Raw genomic sequence first — 23,842 nt, 5'->3', positions numbered from 1 at the left:
CATGTCGACCATCTTCCTCATCGAGCGCTGGATCATGCTGGGCCTGTCCGTCGCCCTGCTCGGCATCGAGGTGTGGGCCCTCGTGAGCGCCCTGCGCTTCCGCCCCGACGCCTACACGGCCGCCGGCAAGCGCACCAAGCCGTTCTGGGCGGCCATGACCTTCGGCGCCGTCGTGATCGGCCTGCTGTCCCTGCTGGGGATACTGGGCGTCTTCTTCGCGATCATCGGGATCGTCATGGCGGGCGTGTTCCTGGCCGACGTCCTGCCCGCGCTGCGCGCCGTAATGGGCAATGCCCAGGGGAGCTACGGCCGCGGCCGCGGTCCCCGGCGGCGGTGAGCACCGCGACGACGCGGGCACTCGGCCGCTCCCGGCCGCGTCGGCGCCGTCCCCGCTAATCCGCCCCCCCCCGAGACATGAGGAGGCCCGTCCCGCAGAAGCGGGACGGGCCTCCTCGGCGATCGGGCCTCAGCCCTCTCGCACTGCTCAGGCGGTGCTGATCAGGCGGTCATCGAGGTGCCGGCGGAGCGCAGGCTCTCGCAGGCCTCGACGACGCGGGCGGCCATGCCGGCCTCCGCCTTCTTGCCCCAGGTGCGGGGGTCGTAGTCCTTCTTGTTGCCGACCTCGCCGTCGACCTTCAGCACGCCGTCGTAGTTCTTGAACATGTGCGAGGCGACGGGACGCGTGAAGGCGTACTGGGTGTCGGTGTCGATGTTCATCTTGATGACGCCGTTGTCGACGGCCTCGCGGATCTCCTCGAGGGTCGAGCCGGAGCCGCCGTGCATGACGAGGTCCAGCGGCATGTCCTTGCCGACCTTCTCGCCGACGGCCTTCTGGATGTCCAAGAGGATGCCGGGGGTCAGCTTCACGTTGCCCGGCTTGTAGACGCCGTGCACGTTGCCGAAGGTCAGCGCCGTGATGTAGCGGCCCTTCTCGCCCAGGCCCAGCTTCTCGACGGTCTTGAGGCCGTCCTCGGGGGTGGAGAACAACTTGTCCTCGTCGACGTCCGCCGAGTAGCCGTCCTCCTCGCCGCCGACGACGCCGACCTCGATCTCGAGGATCTTGTTGGCCTCGGAGGTCTTGGCGAGCAGGCGCTCGGCGATCTCGAGGTTCTCATCGACCGGAACGGCCGAGCCGTCCCACATGTGCGACTGGAACAGCGGGTCCAGGCCCTTCTTCACGCGGTTCTCGAGGTCCCACTCGATGAGGGGCTCGACCCACGACTCGAGGTTCTCCTTGGCGCAGTGGTCGGTGTGCAGCGCGACCGTGACCGGGTAGTTGTCGGCCACCGCGTGGATGAACTGGGCCAGGGCGATGGAGCCGGCGACGCGGTCCTTGACGGTCGAGCCCGAGAGGTACTCGGCACCGCCGACGGACACCTGGATGATGCCGTCGGACTTGGCCTCCGTGAAGCCCTGCAGGGCAGCGATGGCGGTCTGCGAGCTCGACACGTTGACCGCGGGGTAGGCGAACTTCCCCTTCTTGGCGCGGTCGATCATCTCGGCGTACTTCTGCGGCGTTGCGATGGGCATGGCAGCTCCTCCACGGGTTGCTCGTCGTTCTCGGGCGCGAGGGCACCCGGTGCCTCGATCCTCTCACGGAACGGGGCGATCCGCCCCAGGACGTTCGGGCGATCCGGACACGGCGCCCTGGCGTATCGGGCCGCGTCCCCAGGCGTGCTCGAGCACCCATGCGTGCATCGCGATCGCCCCGGCCGCGGCCACGTTCATCGAGCGCGTCGACCCGTACTGGGTGATCGCGAGCACGCGCTCGCAGACGGCCAGTGCGTCTGCGGAGAGCCCCGGCCCCTCCTGGCCGAGCACGAGGACGCAGCGCTCGGGCAGCCGCGCGGCCTCGAGCGGCTCGGCGCCCGTCACGTTGTCGATCGCGAACAGCGCGTACCCGTGCTCCCGGGCCCACGCCGCGAGCGCGGCCATGTCCGCATGGTGGTGCTCGTGCTGGTAGCGGTCGGTGACCATCGCCCCGCGGCGGTTCCAGCGGCGGCGCCCCATGATGTGGAAGGCGCCCGCGCCCATCGCGTTGGCGGTCCGCACGATCGAGCCGATGTTGCGGTCATCCTCGACGTTCTCGATCGCGACGTGGAAGGCGTGGCGACTGCGGTCGAGCTCCGCGACGATCGCCTCGCGCCGCCAGTAGCGGAAACGGTCGGCGACGTTGCGGCGGTCCCCGTGCTCGAGCAGCTCGGGGTCGTACCGATCGTCCTCGGGCCACGGGCGCGCATGGGGGCCGACGCCGATCACCCTCTCGTCAGCGGTCCCGTCGTCCATCACTGGGCATCCGCGCGCTCGGACTCGGCATCCAGCTCGGCCATCGCGGCCTCGTCCGGGTCGGGCAGTCCCAGCTCGCGGCGACGGCGCTCCCGCCGGATGAGGCGCCACAGTGACCACAGCACCAGCGCGGCGACGATCGCGTAGATGACGGTCGAGGCCGCATCGGTGTAGGGCTCGATGACGTGCCAGTTCTCGCCCAAGCGGTACCCGAGGCCGACGAACAGGGCGTTCCACAGGGCGCTGCCCGCGGCCGTCAGCAGCACGAAGCGGCCCAGTCCCATGCGGTAGATGCCCGCCGGGATCGACACCAGCGAGCGGACGCCCGGCACCATGCGGCCCCAGAAGATCCCCTTCGTGCCGTGACGATCCATCCATGTGACCGAGCGGTCGAAGTCCTCGACGCTGAGCAGCGGCATGAGGATGATCGCCCGGCGCAGCCGCTCCCGGCCCAGCGCCCGACCCAGCCCGTACAGGATCAGCGCCCCGGTCACCGAGCCCAGCAGAGTCCACAGGTACATGCCCGCGAGCGCATGCCCCTCCCCCGCGGCCGAGACGCCCGCCAGCGGCAGGATGACCTCGGACGGGATGGGCGGGAAGACGCTCTCCAGAGCGATGAGGAAGGCCACGCCGGGCCCTCCGAAGCGGTCGATCAGGGCGACGGCCCATTCGACGATGTTCACGGGGCGGTTCTCCTCGGTTCCTCGGCAGGTGATGTCGGGGCGTGCCCAGGCTATGAACGCTTCCTGTGCGGGAGGCGGGCGCCTACTGTGTGTCCATGACGTTCAATCCCAACGCCGACATCTCGTCCGGCAACGTGTCCCGTGCCGGCGGCGGTGGAGGCGGCATGGGCCGCGGCGGCATCGCGGTCGGCGGTGGCGGCGGGTGCCTCCTCGTCGTCGTCGCCCTCATCGTGGCTCTCATGGGCGGGGACCCCATGGCGATCCTCGGCGGCCAGATGGGCACCACGCAGGATCAGTCCCAGGTCCAGCCCATGGACCAGCAGTGCGCGACCGGCGCCGACGCCAACGCGAACGACGACTGCCTCGTCCAGGCCACCGTCGAGTCCGCGGACTCCGTGTGGGGCGCCCTCGCGCCGGAGGCCGGGATCCCCTTCGCCGAGCCCCAGGCCGTGATCTTCTCCGGCCAGGTCAACACCGGCTGTGGCATGGCCTCGGCGGCCGTGGGCCCGTTCTACTGCCCGGCCGACCACGGCATCTACATCGACACCTCCTTCTACCAGGAGCTCACCACCCGCTTCGGCGCCGACGGCGGCAACCTGGCCAAGGAGTACGTGATCGCCCACGAGTACGGCCACCACATCCAGAACCTCGAGGGCCGGATGGACCGGATCGACCACTCGCAGACGGGCCCCGGCTCCGACTCGGTGCGCCTGGAGCTGCAGGCCGACTGCTACGCGGGCGTGTGGGCCAACCACGCCACGAGCTCGACGGACTCCCAGGACCAGCCCTTCCTGCAGCCGCTGACCTCCGACGACATCAACTCGGCGCTCTCGGCCGCGACCGCGGTGGGTGACGACCACATCCAGGGCGAGGTCGCCGGCGGCCAGGTCAACCCCGAGACCTGGACCCACGGCTCCTCGGAGGCGCGCCGCGCCTGGTTCACCCAGGGCTACGGCTCGGGCGACCCGAAGTCCTGCAACACCTTCGAGACCGCGCAGGTCTGATCCGCCGGGATCCGGACGAGCACGGTCCCATCGCGCGAGAGGGCGGCACCCCGGTGGGGTGCCGCCCTCTCGCGTCGCCGGGGTGGGCTCAGACGTCGAGCTCGTCGACGGAGAAGATGTGCACGTACCGGTGACCGGCGGCCTCGATGGCCTCGCGGGCGCCGGTGCCGCGGTCCATGATCACGGCGACCGCGCGGATGTCCGCGCCGTCATCGGCGATGGCCTCGCAGGCCTCGAGGACGCTGCCGCCGGTGGTGGACGTGTCCTCGACGGCGATGACCGTGCGGCCCTGGATCGACGGCCCCTCGATGCGGCGCTGCATGCCGTGGGCCTTGGCGGCCTTGCGCACCACGAAGGCGTCGAGGTCGGGCGCACCGGCGTCCGCGGCCGCGGCGTGCAGCAGCGCGGTCGCGACCGGATCGGCCCCGAGCGTGAGCCCGCCGACGGCGTCGACGCCGTCAAGCACGCCCTCGGCCTCGAGCACGTCGAGCAGGACGCGGCCCACGAGCGGCGCGGCCTCGTGGTGGAGGGTCACGCGGCGCAGGTCCACGTAGTAGTCGGCCTCCGTGCCGGAGGAGAGGACGACGCGGCCCTGCACGACGGCGAGGGAGTCGATCAGCTGCAGGAGGCGGGCGCGGTCCGCGGCGCGGTCGGCGTCGGTGCGCGGGGTGCTCGGGGTGGTCATGGCGCCAGGGTACCGGGCGGCATGTCGGGCGGCGCCGCGAGCGCGGGCGAGGACGTGGACGCGGGCGCGGGCGCGGGCGCGGGGATCGTGCTCGGGGGCGTCAGGAGCGGGCGGAGGAGTCGTCGTCGCGGGCCCAGGGGGCGTGCAGGCGGCGACGCGAGGCGCGGCGCCGGGCCGTGGCCAGGCGGCGCTCGATGATCCGCAGGCCGACGCGGCGCGGGGTGATCGCGAGGAGTGCCCAGCGGGCGCCGCGGACGGTGCCGGCGCTCGCCCCGTCCTCGCCCACCCGCACCGAGGGGATCGACAGCGCGAGGCCGCGGGCCGCGTCCCGAAGGCCCTGCTCGACGATGTACGGCGCCTTCTGCCAGGTCACCCGCGGGACGCCCTCGCAGGTCACGGCCGCCCCGCCGGCGCCGGCGGACTGGACCAGACCCGGCAGCAGGGCCGTCGCGGTCACGCCCGTGCCCTCGAGCTCGGCCGCGAGGGACTCGGTGAACACGGTGACCCAACTCTTGGAGGCGGCGAGCGCGCCCCCGGCAGTGAACCCGGCGAGCGAGGAGACGTTGATGATCGCGCCGCGGCGGCGCTGGGCCATCGTCCGGGCGGCGGCGTGGGAGAGCACGAGGACGGCGCGCACGAGGATCTCGGCCTGGCGCTCGTGCTCCTCGATCGGGAACTCCAGGAAGGCGCCGCGCAGTGTGCAGCCGGTGGAGTTGACCAGCAGGTCCACGGGATCGACGGGATCGGTCAGGCGGGTGGCGACCTTCTCGAGCTGGCGGCGGTCCGCGACGTCCGCCACGAGGGTCTCGATGCGCACGTCGTGCACGTGGGCGATCTGCCGGGCGATCACGGGCAGGCGGTCGGCGTCGCGGGCCACGAGCACCAGGTCGTGGCCCGTGCCGGCGAGCTGCCAGGCGAACTCGAGGCCCAGTCCGCTGGTGGACCCGGTGACCAGTGCGCGCGCCATGGCCGAATCCTAGGTCCTCCGGCGGAGCAGCGCCTCGGAGGGGCGGCTCGGAGGGGCGGCTCGGAGGGGCGCCGCCTAGTATCGCTTCCATGCGCATCGCCACCTGGAACATCAACTCCCTGCGCGCCCGCACCGAGCGGGTCGTCGCCTTCCTCGAGCGGCGTGACGTCGACGTGCTGGCGCTGCAGGAGCTCAAGGCCCGTCCCGAGCAGCTGGACCTGTCCGCCTTCGAGGCGGCCGGGTACGCGTGCGCGATGCACGGGCTGAACCAGTGGAACGGGGTGGGGATCCTCTCCCGCGTCGGCCTGGAGGACGTGCGCACCGAGGTCGAGGCGCTCCCGACCTATCCCGAGGACGAGACCGGCGTGCTCGAGGCGCGCATGATCTCGGGCATCGTCGGGGACGGGCTGCGCCTGTGGTCGCTGTACGTGCCCAACGGCCGGGAGATCGACCACCCGCATTACGCCTACAAGCTGCGCTGGCTGGACGCCGTGCGCGCCGAGGGCGAGCGGGCCCTGGCCGCAGACCCCGAGACGCGGACCGTCTTCGCGGGCGACTTCAACGTGGCGCCGCTGGACGAGGACGTGTGGGACATGGCGGCCTTCGAGGGCGCGACCCACGTGACCGAGCCCGAACGGGCGGCGTTCCGGGCGATCGTCGACGCGGGCTATGCGGACCTGGTGCGCCCGTATGCGCCCGGGCCCGGCGTCTACACGTACTGGGACTACCAGGCGCTGCGCTTCCCCAAGAAGGAGGGCATGCGCATCGACTTCGCGCTCGGCTCCCCGGCGGTGCAGCGCGCCGTGGTCGATGCGCGGATCGACCGCGACGAGCGCAAGGGTAAGGGCGCCTCGGATCACGCACCGGTGATCGTGGATCTGGAGCTCTGAGGGCTCGGGCGCAGAGCGACGGCGCCGCGGGTGACCGCGACGCCGTCTGCGACGATCCAGGAGACGGGATCAGGCGTGCCTTGCGATGGCTGCCGAGGTGCTGTCGGCACCCGGGAAGCCGGTCCTTTGCGGAGACCACTCGCACGTGGGTTCCGAATCCCTTGTTCGTCGTTGTGATCTAGACCATACTCCTGTGCCGCGGCGCACCGCAAGAGCCGCGGGCGGATCCGGTTCCGTCGCCTCGCCGCGGATGCCCTGTCCGCGGTTCCTCCCCAGGTCGTGGTCATCCCCATTCGCGGGCCGGCCCTGCCGCACGGGCGCCTCCGCGCCGGACGATGCGGGGCATGAACGCACTCGCCCTCGCCCCGCCGCCCCCGGCCGCGGACCCGCCGAACGTCGCCGACCCGTCAGCCATCGCCGATCCTCCCGCCCGTCGGCGCGGTCCTTCCGTCTTCCCCGTGCTCGACGCCCCGCGTCCGCGGTCGATCGAGGCACACGGCGCTGCCGCGCAGGTGCTGTGGAGCGGCCTCTCCCCCGCCCTGCGCGCGCAGGTGGCCGATCACGCGGATGCCGTCGGGGCCGTCCTGGCCGATGCGGATGCTCCCCTGCCCGGGGTCCCCGTCCGTGCCGAGGTGTGCGATCCGGCGGCGCTCGCGGGTCCCGGCCGCCATGAGCATGCGCACGGGCTCGGGGAGGCCGGGAGGGCGCCTCTGCTGATCGTCGCCGAGGACGGGGAGGTCACCGAGGATGCCTGGCGACGATGCCTCGCGGCCGGGGCCCGGCACCTGCTGCGTCTCCCCCGCGACTCCGAGGACCTGCTGGGCGCCCTCACGGCGCTCAAACGCCCGAGCACGCGCGGGCTCATCGTCGCCGTCGCCGGTGGGAGCGGAGGCGCGGGGGCGTCGAGCACCGCCGCCCGCCTCGCCGGTGCTCTCGCGCGGCGCTCTCGGGGCGAGGACGGCACGGTCCTGGTCGATGCCGATCCCCTCGGCGGCGGCCTCGACGAGCTGGTCGAGGCCGCCGCCCCGGGCGGGATCCGATGGTCCGACATCGGCCTGCTGGGGCCCGAGGACGGCCCCGCCCTGCGCGAGGGCCTGCCCGAGATCGACGGGGTGCGCCTGCTCGCCGCGCAGGACGGTCCCACCCCGACGCCCGACCTCGCACGATCTGCCCTGACCGCGCTCGCGGGGACCGACGCCCGGGTGATCGTCGATATCGGCACCGAGCTGGCCGCAGCGGTGCTGGAAGCGGCCGACCGTCTCCTCCTCATCATCCGCCCCACCGACCATGGGGTGCGGTCCGCAGCGCGTCGGCTCGATGCCTGGCCCCGTCCGCACGGAGGCGTCGGGATCATCGTGCGGGGCGGCGGGGCCTGGTCGGCCCGGGACGCGGCCGAGGATCTCGGGGGCGAGCTCCTGGGGTCCTTCCGCGATCATCCCCGCACGGCGGTGCCCCTGCTGGATCGGCGCCGCGGCGGAGCCGACCGCCTGTGCTCGCGCCTCGCGGCCGAGCTGCTGGCCGAGGGAGCCCCGTCATGACCGCCGCCCCGATCCGGGAGGCCGATCCCGCCCGCGCGACCCTGGCGGCGCTGCGCGAGGATCTCGTCGCCTCGCCGGGGCCGGTGGACGTCCCGCGCGTGGCCCGGGTGCTGCGTGCGCAAGGGCGGATGGTCGGGGCGGCCGAGCTGCTGCGGATGACCGCCCGCCTGCGCGACGAGGTCACCGGGCTCGGGCCGCTGCAGGATCTCGCACGGCCCGGGGTCACGGACATCCTGGTCAATGCCGACGGCTCCGTCTGGGTGGACGACGCCCACGGGCTGCGCCGGACGCGTCAGCACCTCGCGCCCGTCGAGGCCCGGGAGCTCGCGGTGCGCCTGGCGACCGCCGGGGGACGCCGCCTGGACGACGCCTCGCCGTGCGCCGATGCCCACCTGCCCGACGGCACCCGCCTGCACGCCGTGCTGCCGGCCCTGACCGGCGGCGGCACCCTCATCTCGCTGCGTCGCCCGTCGGCCAAGCGCTTCGGCCTGGCCGAGCTCGAGCGCGCCGGCACGCTGAGCCCCCTCGGGCGCCGCGTGGCCCAGGCCGTGATCGCCTCGCGCTCGGCGTTCGTGATCTCGGGCGGCACCGGGACCGGCAAGACGACCCTGCTGGGGGCGATGCTGTCGGCCGCCGATCCCTCCGAGCGGATCGTGATCGTCGAGGACGCCCGCGAGCTCGAGCCCGATCATCCGCACACCGTGCACCTGCAGGCCCGTCACGCCAACGCGGACGGCGCCGGCGGCGTGGACCTCGCGCACCTGGTGCGGCAGTGCCTGCGCATGCGGCCCGACCGGGTGGTGGTCGGCGAGTGCCGCGGCGCCGAGGTCCGCGAGCTGCTGCAGGCCCTGAACACGGGCCATGAGGGCGGCTGCGGGACCCTGCACGCGAACACCGCGCTGGACGTCCCCGCCCGCCTCGAAGCGCTCGGCGCGCTCGGCGGCCTGGGCCCCGAGGCCCTCGCCTCGCAGGCGGCGAGTGCGCTCGACATCGTCCTGCATCTCAGCCGGCGCGGCCCGCGGCGCTCCCTCACCCAGGTGGGCGTCCTGGGGCGGGATCGGGCTGGCGCACTGCAGGTGTCCCTCGCCCTCGACCTCACCGGCCCGTCCCCCGTCCCGGGACCGGCAGCGGAGCGACTGTGCGCTCGACTCGGGCTGGCACCCGCGGAGATCGGCATGCGCGCCGACCTCGACGCGGGCGGCGAGATCGGCGGCGCGCCGTGACCCCGGCGGACGGCATCGCGCAGATCCCGGCTCCCGCGCCCGCCCTGCTGGCCTGCGCGGTCGCGCTGCTCGCCGTGATCGCCGGGGCGCCGCGGGCACCGCGCACGCCCGCGACCGCGTCTCCGCGCGCGCTGCCGGGGACGGCGCGGCACCCCCGGCCCACCCCGCTCGACATCGCCCGCCTCGTCGAGCGCCTCGCGACGATCATCGCCTCCGGGACGGCCCCGCGGACCGCGTGGAGCGCCGCCGCGGATGCCACCGCGCCCGGCCCCCTGCAGGACCTCGCCCGGGCCGTCGGCGCCGGTGCCGATCCCTCCCGTGCCGCCGGAACCCTCACGGGGTCGCCCGAGATCGCGGCCCTGAGCGCCGCGCTCGAGGTGTGCGAGCGCACCGGCGCGCCGCTCGGCCCGGTGCTCCTCACCCTCGCCGACGGGCTGCGGGATGTGGCCGATGCGGCCCTCGCGCGGCGCAGCGCCTTCGCGGGACCGCTCGCGACGGCGCGGATCCTCCTGGCCCTGCCGCTCGTCGGCATCGGTCTGGGGCTCCTGCTCGGCGCCGACCCCCTCGGGCTGCTCCTGCACGGCGACGGGCTGTGGCTGCTCGCCTCCGGCACGGCGTGCACGCTCGGCGGCTGGTGGTGGATGCACCGCCTGCTGCGCGCCGCCCGCGACGAGTCGCCCGGCGTGGACCCCTCGCTCGTCCTGGATCTCGTCGCCGGTCCGCTGGCGGCAGGATCTCCCCTGGCCCACGCGCTCGCGACCGTCGGCCAGGCACTTGCGAGCGGCCCCGCCCTCGCGAGCGACCCCCTGGCCGCGCCGCTCGAGCGCACGGCCCGCGCCCTGGCCGCGGGCGTCGGGGTCCGCACGGCCCTGTCTCCCCTCCCTGCGTCGCTCGCGCCGCTGCGGGATGCCGCGCTCGTCTCCCACGCCACCGGGGCCGACCTCGTGGGCCTGCTGCGCTCCGGCGCACGGGACGCCCGGCGCGGCCGGGCCCGCGCCGCCGAGGCCGCCGCCGCGCGCCTGGCGGTCCGCCTCGTCCTGCCCACCGGGATCGCCCTGCTGCCCGCCTTCGTCCTGCTGGGCATCATCCCGACCGTCGCGTCCCTGCTCGACGGCTCCTTCGCCGGGGTGCTCGGATGAGCCGCCCCGCGCGCCCGGACCGGAGCGCTCCGCTGCGCGGCCCGGTCCCTCCCCAGACCGCCGGGGCCGTCCCGGTGGGCGTCGCGCCTCCGCGTCGGCGCCGCAGACGTGCCGCAGCCGCGGCACGGAAGGAGAACACCATGTCCCACACACCCTGCACGCTCCCCGGACCGGGGATCACCGCCCCTGCCGCGGAAGGGGACGCTCCCGCCCCCGTCCCGGATGCGGGCGCCCTCCCCGGCGCGGTCGAGCGCCTGTCCGATGACACCGGGGCCACGACCGCGGAGTACGCCATCACCACGCTCGCGGCCTGCGGATTCGCGGCCGTCCTGGTGGTCCTGCTGAAGTCCGGGGAGGTGCGCGATCTCCTCATGGGGATCATCACCGCCGCGCTCTCGCTGGGGTCATGACCCCGGTGCCGACCCGGTCGCCCCGCCTGCGGGGCGACCGGGGCTCGGTCACCGCGGAGACCGCCGTCGTGCTCCCGGTGATCGTCGTGCTCGCCGTGGTCCTCGCGTTCGTGGGCCTGGCCGGGGCTCAGCAGGTGCGGGTCGACGCCTCGGCCCGTGCCGCCGCGCGGGAACTGGCCCGCGGCGAGGACGAGGCGGCCGCGGTGGAGGCCGCGCGACAGGCCGCGGGCTCAGCCGTGGACGTCTCCGTCTCGCGCGACGGCCCGTGGGTGCACGTCGAGGTCACGCGCACCCTGCGCCCCGCCGCGCAGGGGATGCTCGCGGGGCTCGAGGTCGAGGTCACCGGGCGCGCGGTCGCCCGGCTCGAGCCGCAGCTCGTGGCCGCAGCGGGGGCATCGCCGTGAGGAGCGCGCGCACCGAGCTGCGCCGCGAGCGCGGCTCCGCCCCCGCGGGCGTGCTCGCCTGGATCGCGGTCACTGTGGTGATGCTCGGGGCGATCGGTCTGCTCGCCCAGGGAGCCTCCGCCCAGGCGCGCGCGGCGACCGCCGCGGACCTCGCGGCGCTCGCGGGCGCCGACGCCCTGGCCGTCGGCGCGGATGCCTGCGCCCGCGCCTCCGAGACCGCAGAGCTCAACCGGGCGACCCTCACGGCCTGCACCGTCGACGGACAGGATGTGCTGGTCACGGCCCGGATCGAGATCCCGCTGCTGGGCAGCGTGCAGGTGTCGGCGCGGGCGGGTCCAGGGCCCGCCCCGGGAGCCGCGTCGCCTCAGCCCTCCGGTGCCAGGACGGCCAGGAGGCTCGCCGCGCCGGCCTTGGACAGCGGCTCGTTGCCGTTGCCGCATTTGGGCGAGACCACGCAGGCCGGGCAGCCGTCGGTGCAGGGGCACTCGTCGATCATGTCGGCGGTCGAGCGCAGCCAGGCGCTCGCGCCCTCGGCCCCGCGCTCGGCGAAGCCCGCACCGCCGGGGGCGCCGTCGTACACGAAGATCGTCGGCATGCCGGTGTCCTCGTGGAGGGCCGTGGACACGCCGCCGATGTCCCAGCGGTCGCACGTGGCCAGCAGCGGGAGCATCGAGATCGCGGCATGCTCAGCGGCGTGCAGGGCCCCGGGCAGCGCCTCGTCGTCGATGCCGGCGCGCTCGGTGAGCGCGGCGGGGATCTCCCACCAGACGGCCTTGGTCGTCAGCGTCCTCGGGGGCAGGTCGAGGGTGTGCTGACCCAGCACGGCCTGGGTGAACACGTCCCGCACCTGGTAGCCGGTCACCTGGTCGGTCACGTCGACGGTGCCGAAGCACAGGGTCACGCCGTCGCGCCACGGCCGTGTCCGCTCCACCTGGCGCACGCGGATGGTCGAGGCGGTCTGCGGGTGCGTCGAGTGCAGGGGGTCCTCGCGGTGCACGAGGGCCACGGCCCGCTCGACGTCGAGGTGGTCGACCACATAGCTGCGGCCCTGGTGGAGGTAGACGGCGCCGTCGTGCACCTGGGTGTGGGCGCTGCCCGCGTCCACGGTCCCCAGCAGCGCCCCCGAGCCCTGCTCGACGATCCGCACGGGCTCGCCGCCGCTGCCCCGCAGGTCGGTGAGGTCGTGCGCGCTCTGCGGCAGCGTCCAGTACCAGCCGGTGGGGCGGCGCCGCAGGGCCCCGCGCGCCGTGAGGGTGCCCAGCAGCTCCGTCGCGGTCGGCCCGAAGATCTGCTCCTCGCCGTCCCGGATCGGCAGCTCGGCGGCGGCCGCGCACAGGTGCGGGGTCATGACGTACGGATTCGCAGGGTCGAACACGGCCGCCTCGACGCTCGCGCCGAACACCGACTCCGGGTGGTGGACCACGAAGGTGTCGAGCGGATCCTCCCGGGCGACGAAGAGCGCGAGGGCCCCGGTGCCACCCGCGCCGGAGCCGCCGCCTCCTGCCGGACCGCCTCCTGCGTGACGCCGCCCGGCTCGACCGGCCTGCTGCCACAGCGAGGCGCGGGTCCCGGGCCAGCCGGCGATCACCACGGCGTCCAGACCCGCGATGTCGATGCCGAGCTCGAGGGCGTTGGTCGAGGCCAGGGCCCGCAGCTCGCCCGAGCGCAGGGCGTCCTCGAGCGCCCGCCGCTCCTCGGCCAGGTACCCGCCCCGGTACGCGGCCACGCGGTGGGCGGCGTCCATGAGAGCGCCCGCCCCTCCCCCGTGACCGGCCTGCTCGGCCTTCTCGGTCAGCAGGCGCCGCGCACCGGAGGCGACCAGCTCGGCACCGCGCCGCGAGCGGGCGAAGACGAGGGTCTGCACGTCGCGCTCGACGAGGTCGGCCAGGATCGCCGCGGCCTCGCTCGTGGCCGAGCGGCGCTGCGGCTCCTCCGCCGCGCCGCCGCGTCCCTCGTCCTCGACGGTTCCCCCGTCGGCGGCGGCGAGGGCGTCGAGGCGGTCGGCGGCGTCTGTCGGCGGCGCGCCGGCCTGCGCCCCCGCGGCACCCGAGGCCGCAACGTCGGACCCCGCGCCGCCAAACCCTGCGCCGCCAAACCCTGTGCCGTCGGCCCCCGTGCCGCCGGGCCCTGTGCTCCCGGGCCGCCCGTCGATGCGGGCGCGCGTGCCGGGCTCCCACAGGGCGAAGGTGAGGCCCGTCCGCGGGGAACCGTCCTCGGTGATCGCCTCGACCTCGGCCCCGACCAGGCGCGACGCGGAGACCTCGGGGTTCGCGGTCGTCGCCGAGGCGAGGATGAACGTCGGCTCCGACCGGTAGTGCGCGGCGATCCGGCGCAGGCGCCGCAGCACGAGGGCCACGTGGCTGCCGAACACGCCGCGGTAGCTGTGGCACTCGTCGATCACCACGTAGCGCAGCGCGTGGAAGAAGCTCGCCCACTGCTCGTGACCCGGGAGGATCCCGAAGTGCAGCATGTCGGGGTTGGTGAGGACGAAGGTGCCGTGACGGCGGATCCAGCGGCGCTGCTCGGCGGGGGTGTCGCCGTCGAACACCGCCACCCGGGCATCCGCGATCCCGGCGCCGCGGGCCATCGCGTCGATGTTGGTGAGCTGGTCGGCGGCCAGCGCCTTGGTGGGCGAGACGTAGAGCACCGTCGCGCGCCGCTCGGCGGGATCGAGGCTGCGGGCGCCGATCGCCGTGAGCGCCGGCAGCAGGTACGCGAGCGACTTGCCCGAGGCGGTCGCCGTCGCGAGCACCGTATGGCGCCCGGCATGGGCGAGCTCCGCGGCCCGCTCCTGGTGGATCCACGGCCGCTCGACGCCGCGAGCGCGCAGGTGCTCGAGCAGGCGCGGGTCGGCCCATGCCGGCCAGTCGCCGGTGCGGCCGTCGCGCCGCGGGAGCGTCTCGACGTGGGTGAGGCAGGTGCGTCGCGTGAGCGGCTCGGTGAGGTCCGCCAGGAGGTCCTGGGCTCTGCCTGCGCGCACGCGACCGCCTTCCGGAGCTCTGTCAGATGCCGCCCCCGCACCTCACGGGGCGCGTCCGGGCGACTGCTGCACAATCGTAGTCATGCCAGCTGCCGCGCCCTGCGCTCCCCCTCGCGTCGTCCCCGCCCGCATCGCCGCCCTGCGCGAGGACCTCGAGCGGGCCGAGTACACGAGCGAGCGCGTCGAGGATCTGCTGGGCCCGATGGCCGCCGCCGCGCTCCGCCGCGAGCAGGCGGTGCCGGCGCTGCGCGCCCTCGCCGACATCGACGACCCGGCCGCGCGCCTGTTCGAGCTGTTCACCCTCGGGCACCAGCTCGATGCCCGTGTGCTGGACGCCGCGCTCCCGGCCACCGGTGCCGACGGCGCGCGCGAGCTGGGCATCGTCGCCCTCGACGGCGCGCGCGTCCGCGCGCTCATCGACCTCGCCCCCTACGCGGCGCAGGACGATCTGGGCGCGATCCGCTGGTGGATCGCCTCGGACCTCTCCGAGCTCGCCACCGGCGCGCCCCTGCACCCCGAGCACGTGCTCGGGGTCGGCGGGGCATCGCTCACCCTCGCGTCGATCACGCCGCGCGAGCGCGTGGGCACGGCGCTCGATATGGGCTGCGGCTGCGGCATCCAGGCCCTGCACGCCTCCCGCCACGCCGATCGGGTGGTCGCCACCGACCTGTCCGAGCGCGCGATCGCCTTCGCGACCTTCACCGCGGCGCTCAACGGGATCGACCTGGATCTGCGCACGGGATCGCTGTTCGAGCCGGTCGCGGGCGAGGAGTTCGACCTCATCGTCTCCAACCCGCCGTTCGTCATCACCCCGCGCGACGCCGGCATCGCCGAGTGGACGTACCGGGACGGCGGCCGCGGCGGCGACGAGCTGCTCGCCGACATCGCCCGGGGGCTGCCCGCGCACCTGGCACCGGGCGGCAGCGCCGTCATGCTCGCGAACTGGGAGATCGCCGCGGCCTCGCAAGTTGAGGGCGACGACACCGCCGCCGATGCCTCCGATGGCGAGGACTGGACCGCGCACCCCCGGTGCTGGTTCGAGCAGACGGGCCTCGACGTCTGGGTGATCCAGCGCGCCCGCGAGGCTCCCGCGCAGTACGCCGAGACGTGGGCGCGCGACGGCGGCGTCACCGACCGCGACGAGGCCTGGCCCGCGATGCTGAGCGCCTGGCTCGACGACTTCGCCTCGCGCGACGTGGCCGGGATCGGCTTCGGCTACGTGCTGGCGCACCGGCCCGTCACCCCCGGCTCCGAGGCGCCCCGGACCGCGCCGCTGCTGGACCTCGAGGAGGTCGCGACCACGGGCTCCGGCTCCCTCGGGGCGCACCTGGCGCGCGCCTTCGCGGCCCGTCGCGCGCTCGCCGCCCTCGACGACGAGGCCCTGCTCGAGCACCGCGCCGTCCGCGCCGCGGATGTCATCGAGCGGCGCCACCTGACACCCGGGGCGTGGGATCCTATGCTCATCGAGCTGGTCCAGGGTGCGGGCCTGGGCCGCATCGTCCGCGCCGATCAGCTGCTCGCGGCCACGGTCGGGGCCTGCGACGGGGAGCTCACCCTGGGGCAGATCATCGGCGCCGTCTGCGCGCTCACGGACACCGATCCGCAGGACGCTGCCGCCGGCCTCGTCGGCGAGCTGCGCCGCCTGATCGCGGGCGGGATGCTCGATCTCGCAGCCCCGGCCCCGGACGGGCCCGGCCCTGGCTCCGACCCTGCCCCTGGCCCCGTCCCGGCAGAGGGAGTCCCGGCATGACCCGCGGGGCGATCGCGCTGCGCCTGCTGGGCGCCCTGCTCGCGAGCGCCGCGAGCATCGCCGCCTGCTGGGCGCTCGCCAAGGCCGCCGTGCACACGGCGAGGGGCCAGCGCCTGGATCAGCTGGTGCTGACCGCGGCGCAGAACGACACCGGGCCCATGACCCGCATCGTCTTCCCGGTCCTGAACACGGTCACGGTGCCTGTGATCGTCGCTGCCATCCTGGTCGCCGTCGTCCTGGCCCTGCTCCAGCGCCGTGCGTCGATGGTGGTGCACCTGGTGGTGCTCGTCGCGGGCGCCGCGGCGACCACGCAAGTGGTCAAACACCTGGTGATCGACCGCACCGCCCTGGCCCCGGGCCTGGATGTGACACCCAACTCCTTCCCCTCGGGGCACACGACGCTCGCGGCGGCCGTGGCGATCGCGCTCATGCTCGCGAGCCCGCGCCACATCCGCTCCCTCGTGGCCCTGCTCGGCGCCGCGTGGACAGCGGTCGCGGGGATCGGCACGATCGCGGGCGGTTGGCACCGGCCCAGCGACGTCCTGGGCGCCCTGCTGGTGGTCGGGGCCTGGACGTTCCTGGTCCTGGCGGTGGACGCGGTGCTCGCGATGATCCGCGCCCGAGCGCCCGAGCCCGACGCCGAGGACCACCCGCACGACGGGCACGACGATGACCTCGGGCGCGACGGCACGGCGGAGCCGCCCAGGCCCGCGACCTGGGACGATCCCGACCCCGTCTGGGACGAGGAGGCGCAGATGTGGGTCGCGGGCCACAGCGCCCCCGCGCACGAGGGCGCGGCCGCCCGCCCCCGCCGGGACCGTCGTCGACGTGCGCGCTCGCTGCTGCCCGTCCACTCCAACGGCCGGGTCGCCGCGGCCCTCCTGAGCGTCGGGTCCGTGCTGGGCGTCATCGTCGGGGCCGTGCTGCTGGCGACGGTGCCCACGCCGCTGGATCTCGCCTCCGCCTCCGCGCAGGCCCGGGCGTACGCGGCGACGATCGGCATCGTCGGCGGCGCGACGGCGGCGCTGTTCGCCGTCACGCTGCTCGTCCACGTGCCCGCCTTGCCCTCGTCGAGCGCCGATCCTGTGCGTGTACGGTGAGGCCCCGTGACCGCGGCTCGGCCCGAGACCGCCGTCGCCCCGCTGCGTCCCTGCGCAGCGGTTGAGGAACCGGAAGGAAGTGCCCTGTGGCCACTGGTCGCCATCTCGTGATCGTCGAGTCCCCCGCCAAGGCGAGGACCATCGGCCGATACCTCGGGGACGACTACACCGTCGAGGCCTCCGTGGGGCACATCCGCGATCTCCCCCAGCCCAAGGACCTGCCCGCCGACATGAAGAAGGGGCCGTTCGGCCGCTTCGCCGTCGACGTCGAGAACGACTTCGAGCCGTACTACGTGGTCGACCCCGACAAGAAGAAGAAGGTCGCCGAGCTCAAGCGGCTGATGAAGGACGCCGACACCCTCTACCTCGCCACCGATGAGGACCGCGAGGGGGAGGCGATTGCCTGGCACCTGCTGCAGGCCCTCAAGCCCGCGAAGTCCATGCCGGTCCACCGCATGGTGTTCCACGAGATCACCCGTGAGGCGATCGAGAACGCGCTGGAGTCCACGCGCGAGATCGACATGCCGCTCGTGGACGCGCAGGAGACGCGCCGCATCCTCGACCGGCTCTACGGCTACGAGGTCTCCCCCGTGCTGTGGCGCAAGGTCAAGCAGGGCACGAGCGCGGGCCGCGTGCAGTCCGTCGCCACCCGCCTGGTGGTCGAGCGCGAGCGCGAGCGCATGGCGTTCGTCGCCGCCGGCTACTGGGACGTGACCGGAACCTTCGCCGCGCAGGACGATGACGCCGCACCCGCGTTCACCGCGGGCATCCGCACCGTCGACGGCTCCCGCGTGGCCTCGGGCCGCGACTTCCGCGACGACGGCACGCTGAAGACGAAGGGCGCGACCGTCCTCACCGAGGAGTCCGCGGCCGCGCTGATCGCGGCGCTTCAGGGTGCGCCCGCGACCGTCACCTCGGTCGAGTCCAAGCCGTATACGCGCCGCCCGGCGGCGCCGTTCACCACCTCGTCGCTGCAGCAGGAGGCCGGGCGCAAGCTCCGCCTCGGCGCGCGCGAGACGATGCGCGTGGCCCAGGGTCTGTACGAGAACGGCTACATCACCTATATGCGTACGGACTCGGTCGCGCTGTCGGGCGAGGCGATCCGTGCCGCCCGCGCTCAGGCGACCGAGCTGTACGGCGCCGAGTACGTGCCCGACAAGCCGCGCGTGTACTCCGGCAAGGCGGCGAACGCGCAGGAGGCCCACGAGGCGATCCGTCCCGCGGGATCGACGTTCCGGACTCCCGCGCAGGTGGCCGGGGAGCTCTCGGGCGAGCAGTTCCGCCTGTACGAGCTGATCTGGAAGCGCACCGTGGCCTCGCAGATGGCCGATGCGCGCGGCTCGACGACGTCGGCCCAGCTGACCGTCACCGGCGGCGGCCGCACCGCGACCTTCGGCGCCTCGGGCACCGTGATCACCTTCCGCGGCTTCATGGCCGCCTACGAGGAGGGCCGCGACGCCGCCCGCTACGCCGATGATGCCGGGGGCGCAGCGGGCTCTGACAAGCGCCTGCCGCAAATGACCGAGGGCCAGCTCCCCGACGTCCGCGAGCTGGTGCCCGACGGCCACCAGACCACGCCGCCCCCGCGCTACACGGAGGCCTCGCTGGTGCGGGCGCTCGAGGAGCGCGGGATCGGGCGTCCGTCGACGTACGCGTCGACGATCTCGACCATCCAGGACCGCGGCTACGTGGTGCGCCGCGGCAGCGCGCTCGCCCCCAGCTGGATCGCGTTCTCCGTGGTGCGCCTGCTGGAGGAGCACTTCGGCTCGCTGGTCGACTACGACTTCACGGCCGCGATGGAAGCGGATCTGGACCGCATCGCCCGCGGCGAGCTGTCCCGCCCGGACTACCTGCACCGCTTCTACGACGGCGACGGCACGGGCGAGGTGGGCCACCTGGGCCTGCGCGCGACCGTCGAGTCCCTGGGCGACATCGACGCCCGGGAGATCAACTCGATCCCGATCGGCGAGGGGATCACGCTGCGCGTGGGCCGCTACGGCGCCTTCGTCGAGCGCCCGGCGCGCGGTGAGGACGGGGAGGTGCTCGAGAGCGCGGACCCGGTGCGCGCCTCCGTGCCCGACGAGATCGCCCCCGACGAGCTGACCGTGGAGAAGGCCACCGAGCTGCTCGAGCGGCAGAAGGACGACGGGCGCGTGCTGGGCACGGACCCGGACACGGGCCGCGAGATCATCGCCAAGGACGGGCGCTACGGCCCCTACGTCACCGAGGTGATCCCCGAGGATCCCGAGGACAAGACGCCCAAGTCCAAGCGCCCGAAGCCCCGCACGGCCTCGCTGCTGAAGACGATGGATCTGGCGACGGTCACCCTCGAGGACGCGCTGAAGCTGCTGAGCCTGCCGCGGGTGATCGGGACGGACGCCGAGGGCACCGAGATCACGGCGCAGAACGGCCGCTACGGCCCCTACCTCAAGAAGGGCACGGACTCGCGCTCGCTGGAGACCGAGGAGCAGATGTTCACCATCACCCTCGACGAGGCCCTGGCGATCTACGCCCAGCCCAAGCAGCGCGGGCGCGCCGCCGCCAAGCCGCCGCTCAAGGAGCTGGGCACAGACCCCACGAGCGAGAAGCCGATCGTGGTCAAGGACGGTCGCTTCGGCGCGTACATCACCGACGGCACCACCAACGTGACCCTGCGCAAGGACGATTCGCTGGAGACGCTCACCCACGAGATGGCCGTCGAGCGCCTCGCGGAGAAGCGCGCGAAGGGCCCGGCCAAGAAGCCGGCCGCGCGCAGGACCACCACGCGCAGGGCGCCGGCGAAGAAGACGAGCTCGAAGGCCGCGCCGAAGAAGTAGCAGCAATCGTCGGCGCGGTCGTACGGACCGCGCGGTCGCTCGGAGCCTCGGGAGCATCCTCGCGGACGCCCCGGAGCTCCGTCCGTTCCCGCGCTCGTCCCTGCCTCGAATCGGGGGAATCCGGTCGCTTTCGGACGCTGTTCGCAACGTTTCGACCACGATCGGCCGGACGCGCCCGTGTCCGAGGACCGATCGTCGATCCTGTGCGGCCTGCAGGCTCCTACAGTAGGGGCAGCCATCCCTCAACGATGAAGGAGCGACGATGAGCTCTCACCCCACGAGGCGCGCGGTGATGGCCGGAGGTGCGGCGACAGCCGCCGCCATCGGCCTGACCGGTTGCCTGCAGAACCCCGATTCCGGGAGCTCCGGCTCCTCCGGCGCTCAGCGCTATGAGCTCGGGACCACCAAGGGTAACGGGACCGTCTCCATCCTGGGCGCCTTCGGCGGTCAGGAGCAGACGGCCTTCCTGGCCTCCCTCGAGGAGTTCCAGAAGTCCTCCGGCATCACCATCCAGTACACGCCGGATCAGGACTTCACCACCACGATCCAGCAGCGCGTCGGCTCCGGCGACGCCCCGGACATCGCCCTGTTCCCCCAGCCGGGCGGCCTGTTCGACCTCGCCAAGAAGGACGCGATCGTCCCGATCGACGTGTTCCTGGACTACGACAAGCTGAACTCGACGCTGATCCCGGGCTTCCTGGACTCCGCCCGCATGCAGGGCCGCGTGTTCGGCGCCCCGATGCGCATGGCCTGCAAGTCCCTCATCTGGTACCCGAAGGAGGCCTACACGGCCGGCGGGTACTCCGAGGAGCCCGCGACCATGGAGGACCTGTACGGCATCGCCGATCAGATCAAGCAGCAGATGGGGATCACCCCATGGTCCGACGCGTGGGAGTCCGACCAGGCCACCGGCTGGGTCGGCACCGACTGGCTCGAGGAGTTCATGCTCCGCCTGTACGGGCCCGAGGTGTACGACGATTGGATCTACCACCGTATCCCGTTCAACGACCCCCAGGTCGTCGCGGCGCTCGACAAGGTGGGCGAGCTGCTCAAGACCGAGGGCAACGTCCTCGGCGGCACGAGCACCATCCTGAACACCGCGTTCTCCGAGGCCCCGCTGCCGCTGTTCGAGAACCCGGCGCGTGCGATGCTCGTGCGCCAGGGCAACTTCGTGACGGGCTTCTTCCCGCCCGAGGTGCTCAAGAACATCGACACCCAGGTGGGCGTCTACCCGATGCCGACCTTCGCCGACGGCTACGAGGGCCAGCCGATCCTCGGCGGCGGCGACCTCGCGGCGCTGTTCACCCTGAACGACGACACCGTCAAGGTCATGGAGTTCCTGACCTCCGACCAGTTCGGCGCCGAGTGGGCCAAGGCCGGCGGCTGGCTGTCGCCGCACAAGACCTTCGACCAGAGCCACTACGCCGATGAGACCACGCGCCGGATCGCCCAGATCGCGGCCGAGGCCAAGGTGTTCCGCTACGACGGCTCGGACGTGATGCCCAACGCCGTCGGCGGCGGCACCTTCTGGACCGGCATGGTCGAGTGGCTGCAGGGCTCCAAGACCTCCCAGCAGGTCTGCGATGACATCGAAGCGAGCTGGCCCAAGTGATGAGCACAGCGATCCCGAATCCCGGATCGAGCGGGCCGACGGCCTCGCTCATCCCGCCGGGCGATGCGACAGGCGACTACGACGGCAAGGACCCGCGACCGCATCGCCAGCGCCCTGCGACGCCTGAGAAGGCCGGCTCTCCCGCGCGTCCCGCGCGGATGCTGCTCGGCGCCGCAGGCATGGTGATCACCGCCTGGTTCGTGTGCAACGCCTTCCTGGCGCTCGCCTACTACCCGGGGCGGTTCCTCAACTCCAGCATCCTCATCGGCGTTCTCGGTCTCGTGATCGGGATCGGCGGGTCGATGCTGTTCTTCTGGTTCCTGAACCTGTGCATCGAGGGCTTCCCCTCGCGCCTGGCCGAGGGCCTGATCCCCTATGCGTTCCTGCTGCCCGGGTTCAGCCTGATCGGCATCTTCCTGCTGTACCCGACCATCCAGACGATCGTGTACTCGTTCGCCAACGATGACTCGACGCAGTGGGTCAAGTTCGAGAACTACCAAGCGATCTTCGGCGATCCGGCGTTCTGGCAGGCGCTGCTGAACAACTTCCTGTGGATCGCGATCGTGCCCGCGGTGACGGTGGCCATCGGCCTCGCCGTCGCGGTGCTCGCCGACAAGCTCGGTCCCACCGGGGAGAAGCTCGCCAAGTCCGGCATCTTCCTCCCGATGGCCATCAGCTTCGTCGGTGCGGCCACGGTGTGGGGCCTGATCTACGCGTACGATTCGCCGGGCTCCGCCCAGACGGGTCTGCTCAACGCCATCATCACGGCACTCGGCGGGGATCCCCAGCCCTGGTACCAGATCGAGACGGCGCGCCTGAACTCGCTGCTGCTCATGGTGATCCTCATCTGGCTGCAGGCGGGCTTCGCGATGGTGCTGCTGTCGTCCGCGATCAAGGCGGTCCCGGAGGACACGATCGAGGCCGGCCGCATGGACGGCGCCAGCGAGACCCGTATCTTCTGGCAGATCGTGTTCCCGCAGGTGTGGCCCACGCTGGTCTCGGTGTTCATCACGGTGCTGATCATGGTGCTGAAGATCTTCGATCTCGTGTACGTCACCACGAACGGCCTGAACAAGACCGACGTCATCGCGAACATGTTCTTCCGCAAGCTCTTCGTGAGCCAGCAGGCCGGCCAGGCCTCGGCGGTCGTCGTCGTGCTCCTGATCCTGGTCGTCCCGATCCTCATCTACCAGGTGCGGGTCTTCCGCCAGCAGGAGGCGAACCGATGAGTGGAACGATGAAGGACGGGCGCCGTCGCAGCCCGCTCGCGATGATCGTGATGCCGCTGCTGGTGATCCTGTGGTGCATCCCCACGATCGGCCTGCTCGTGACGAGCTTCCGCACGAAGATCGCCGCGGACACCTCCGGCTGGTGGACCGCGCTGTGGAAGGGCGGCTGGACGCTCGACAACTACGCGACCCTCCTGACGGACGGGACGATGGGCAAGCCGCTGCTGAACTCGATCATCGTCGCGGTCCCCGCGACGATCCTCCCGATCATGTTCGCGGCCTTCGCGGCCTACGCGTTCACGTTCATGGAGTTCCGCGGCAAGGACATCCTGTTCATCGCGATCGTCGCGGTGATGGTGGTCCCGATCCAGGTGGCGTTCGCGCCGATGCTGGACCTCCTGGGCCCGCGCGGTCTGGGCATCAACGGCCAGTTCGTCGCGGTGTGGCTGCTGCACACCGGCTTCGGCATGCCGCTGGCGATCTACACGCTGCGCAACTACATGGCCACGCTCCCGGCGTCGGTCGTGGAGAGCGCGAAGATCGACGGCGCGAGCCACTTCCAGACGTTCTGGAAGCTCGTGGCGCCGATGTCCTCGCCGGCGATCGCGGCGTTCGCCACCCTGCAGTTCCTGTGGGTGTGGAACGACCTGCTCATCGCCAAGCTGTTCCTCGGCGGCGGTGCCAACCGCACCGTCATCGTGGCCCAGCAGCAGATGCTCGGCACGCAGGGCCAGGGCCAGGAGATCCTGACCGCGGGCGCATTCCTCACGATGATCATCCCGATGCTCGTGTTCTTCGGGCTCCAGCGCTTCCTGGTGCGCGGCATGACCTCGGGCGCTGTCAAGGGCTGATCGACGAACTCGGAGGTCGGAGCCGGCGGCGAGGAACGAGCCACCGGCGAAGGCCGACGGGGAGGAGATCAGCCAGACAGCATCACTGATCGACGAACTCGGAGGTCGGAGCCGGCGGCGAGGAACGAGCCACCGGCGAAGGCCGACGGGGAGGAGATCAGCCAGACAGCATCACTGATCGACGAACTCGGAGGTCGGAGCCGGCGGCGAGGAACGAGCCACCGGCGAAGGCCGACTCTCCCACTCATGAGCGCCCGTCCCCGATCCGTCGGGGG

The 23,842-nt window shown here is 73.1% G+C and carries 20 protein-coding genes and 1 pseudogene; 15 read left to right on the top strand and 6 right to left on the bottom strand.

What is annotated here, in order from left to right; genetic code table 11:
* The first annotated feature begins 1 nt into the window (after position 1).
* Positions 2-337 (top strand): DUF2516 family protein, encoded by a 336-nt coding sequence (locus tag FM110_RS00870; protein WP_087101767.1) that lies wholly within the window; start codon positions 2-4, stop codon positions 335-337.
* 161 nt (positions 338-498) lie between these two features.
* Here FM110_RS00870 and fbaA read toward each other — a convergent pair whose 3' ends face one another.
* The 3 genes from fbaA to FM110_RS00855 all read right to left on the bottom strand — a co-directional run bounded on the left by fbaA (position 499) and on the right by FM110_RS00855 (position 2,969).
* Positions 499-1,530 carry a class II fructose-bisphosphate aldolase gene (gene fbaA / locus FM110_RS00865; RefSeq protein ID WP_087101765.1) on the bottom strand — a complete coding sequence of 344 codons (1,032 nt, stop codon included), beginning with the start codon at positions 1,528-1,530 and terminating at the stop codon, positions 499-501.
* A 63-nt stretch (positions 1,531-1,593) separates the two neighbouring features.
* On the bottom strand, positions 1,594-2,286 hold the full coding sequence (locus FM110_RS00860) for a TrmH family RNA methyltransferase (protein ID WP_087101763.1): 693 nt from the start codon (positions 2,284-2,286) through the stop codon (positions 1,594-1,596).
* Positions 2,286-2,969: a DedA family protein gene (locus FM110_RS00855; RefSeq protein WP_087101760.1), complete on the bottom strand. Its 684-nt coding sequence runs from the start codon at positions 2,967-2,969 to the stop codon at positions 2,286-2,288. The genes FM110_RS00860 and FM110_RS00855 overlap by 1 nt, the downstream gene beginning before the upstream one ends.
* Before the next feature lie 95 nt (positions 2,970-3,064).
* Between FM110_RS00855 and ypfJ the strand changes: the two genes are divergently transcribed.
* Positions 3,065-3,973, top strand: coding sequence for a KPN_02809 family neutral zinc metallopeptidase (gene ypfJ / locus FM110_RS00850; RefSeq protein WP_087101758.1), 909 nt, complete (start codon positions 3,065-3,067; stop codon positions 3,971-3,973).
* Between the two features lie 88 nt (positions 3,974-4,061).
* Here ypfJ and pyrE read toward each other — a convergent pair whose 3' ends face one another.
* Both pyrE and FM110_RS00840 read right to left on the bottom strand, forming a co-directional pair.
* Positions 4,062-4,658, bottom strand: a complete 597-nt coding sequence (pyrE, locus tag FM110_RS00845; RefSeq protein ID WP_087101756.1) for an orotate phosphoribosyltransferase — start codon at positions 4,656-4,658, stop codon at positions 4,062-4,064.
* Positions 4,659-4,758: 100 nt separating this feature from the next.
* Positions 4,759-5,625 carry an SDR family NAD(P)-dependent oxidoreductase gene (locus FM110_RS00840; protein ID WP_087101754.1) on the bottom strand — a complete coding sequence of 289 codons (867 nt, stop codon included), beginning with the start codon at positions 5,623-5,625 and terminating at the stop codon, positions 4,759-4,761.
* An 89-nt stretch (positions 5,626-5,714) separates the two neighbouring features.
* On the opposite strand from FM110_RS00840, the gene FM110_RS00835 reads away from it, so the two are divergent.
* The 7 genes and pseudogenes from FM110_RS00835 to FM110_RS14695 all read left to right on the top strand — a co-directional run.
* Positions 5,715-6,515 carry an exodeoxyribonuclease III gene (locus FM110_RS00835; RefSeq protein ID WP_087101752.1) on the top strand — a complete coding sequence of 267 codons (801 nt, stop codon included), beginning with the start codon at positions 5,715-5,717 and terminating at the stop codon, positions 6,513-6,515.
* Positions 6,516-6,859: 344 nt separating this feature from the next.
* Positions 6,860-8,053 carry a hypothetical protein gene (locus tag FM110_RS14370; RefSeq protein WP_234991816.1) on the top strand — a complete coding sequence of 398 codons (1,194 nt, stop codon included), beginning with the start codon at positions 6,860-6,862 and terminating at the stop codon, positions 8,051-8,053.
* Positions 8,050-9,276, top strand: a complete 1,227-nt coding sequence (locus FM110_RS00825) for a TadA family conjugal transfer-associated ATPase (protein WP_234991815.1) — start codon at positions 8,050-8,052, stop codon at positions 9,274-9,276. Before FM110_RS14370 ends, FM110_RS00825 begins: the two co-directional genes overlap by 4 nt.
* Positions 9,273-10,415, top strand: coding sequence for a type II secretion system F family protein (locus FM110_RS00820; protein ID WP_234991814.1), 1,143 nt, complete (start codon positions 9,273-9,275; stop codon positions 10,413-10,415). The genes FM110_RS00825 and FM110_RS00820 overlap by 4 nt, the downstream gene beginning before the upstream one ends.
* A gap of 140 nt (positions 10,416-10,555) precedes the next feature.
* Positions 10,556-10,825 carry a DUF4244 domain-containing protein gene (locus FM110_RS00815; RefSeq protein ID WP_087101746.1) on the top strand — a complete coding sequence of 90 codons (270 nt, stop codon included), beginning with the start codon at positions 10,556-10,558 and terminating at the stop codon, positions 10,823-10,825.
* Positions 10,822-11,229, top strand: a complete 408-nt coding sequence (locus FM110_RS00810) for a TadE family type IV pilus minor pilin (RefSeq protein WP_087101745.1) — start codon at positions 10,822-10,824, stop codon at positions 11,227-11,229. Before FM110_RS00815 ends, FM110_RS00810 begins: the two co-directional genes overlap by 4 nt.
* Positions 11,226-11,555: pseudogene (locus FM110_RS14695) on the top strand (Rv3654c family TadE-like protein); the annotation flags it as partial. The gene FM110_RS00810 and the pseudogene FM110_RS14695, both read left to right, overlap by 4 nt.
* A gap of 38 nt (positions 11,556-11,593) precedes the next feature.
* Here FM110_RS14695 and FM110_RS00800 read toward each other — a convergent pair.
* Positions 11,594-14,209 carry a DEAD/DEAH box helicase gene (locus FM110_RS00800; RefSeq protein WP_087101742.1) on the bottom strand — a complete coding sequence of 872 codons (2,616 nt, stop codon included), beginning with the start codon at positions 14,207-14,209 and terminating at the stop codon, positions 11,594-11,596.
* An 82-nt stretch (positions 14,210-14,291) separates the two neighbouring features.
* Between FM110_RS00800 and FM110_RS00795 the strand changes: the two genes are divergently transcribed.
* From FM110_RS00795 to FM110_RS00770, 6 genes are all read left to right on the top strand, one after another.
* On the top strand, positions 14,292-15,959 hold the full coding sequence (locus tag FM110_RS00795) for a DUF7059 domain-containing protein (RefSeq protein WP_087101740.1): 1,668 nt from the start codon (positions 14,292-14,294) through the stop codon (positions 15,957-15,959).
* Positions 15,956-17,059, top strand: coding sequence for a phosphatase PAP2 family protein (locus FM110_RS00790; protein WP_087101738.1), 1,104 nt, complete (start codon positions 15,956-15,958; stop codon positions 17,057-17,059). Before FM110_RS00795 ends, FM110_RS00790 begins: the two co-directional genes overlap by 4 nt.
* Positions 17,060-17,145: 86 nt before the next feature.
* Entirely contained in the window at positions 17,146-19,875 is a 2,730-nt protein-coding gene (gene topA, locus FM110_RS00785) for a type I DNA topoisomerase (protein WP_087101736.1), read from the top strand.
* 262 nt (positions 19,876-20,137) lie between these two features.
* Positions 20,138-21,487, top strand: a complete 1,350-nt coding sequence (locus FM110_RS00780) for an ABC transporter substrate-binding protein (RefSeq protein WP_087101734.1) — start codon at positions 20,138-20,140, stop codon at positions 21,485-21,487.
* Entirely contained in the window at positions 21,487-22,716 is a 1,230-nt protein-coding gene (locus FM110_RS00775; protein ID WP_087101732.1) for a carbohydrate ABC transporter permease, read from the top strand. The genes FM110_RS00780 and FM110_RS00775 overlap by 1 nt, the downstream gene beginning before the upstream one ends.
* Positions 22,713-23,567, top strand: a complete 855-nt coding sequence (locus FM110_RS00770) for a carbohydrate ABC transporter permease (RefSeq protein ID WP_087101730.1) — start codon at positions 22,713-22,715, stop codon at positions 23,565-23,567. The genes FM110_RS00775 and FM110_RS00770 overlap by 4 nt, the downstream gene beginning before the upstream one ends.
* Positions 23,568-23,842: the final 275 nt, after the last annotated feature.

This window comes from Brachybacterium nesterenkovii, from assembly GCF_900163655.1.
Classification (GTDB): domain Bacteria; phylum Actinomycetota; class Actinomycetes; order Actinomycetales; family Dermabacteraceae; genus Brachybacterium; species Brachybacterium nesterenkovii.
Note: the sequence above shows the minus strand (reverse complement) of the source record. Positions and strands in the feature narration are given on the sequence as shown.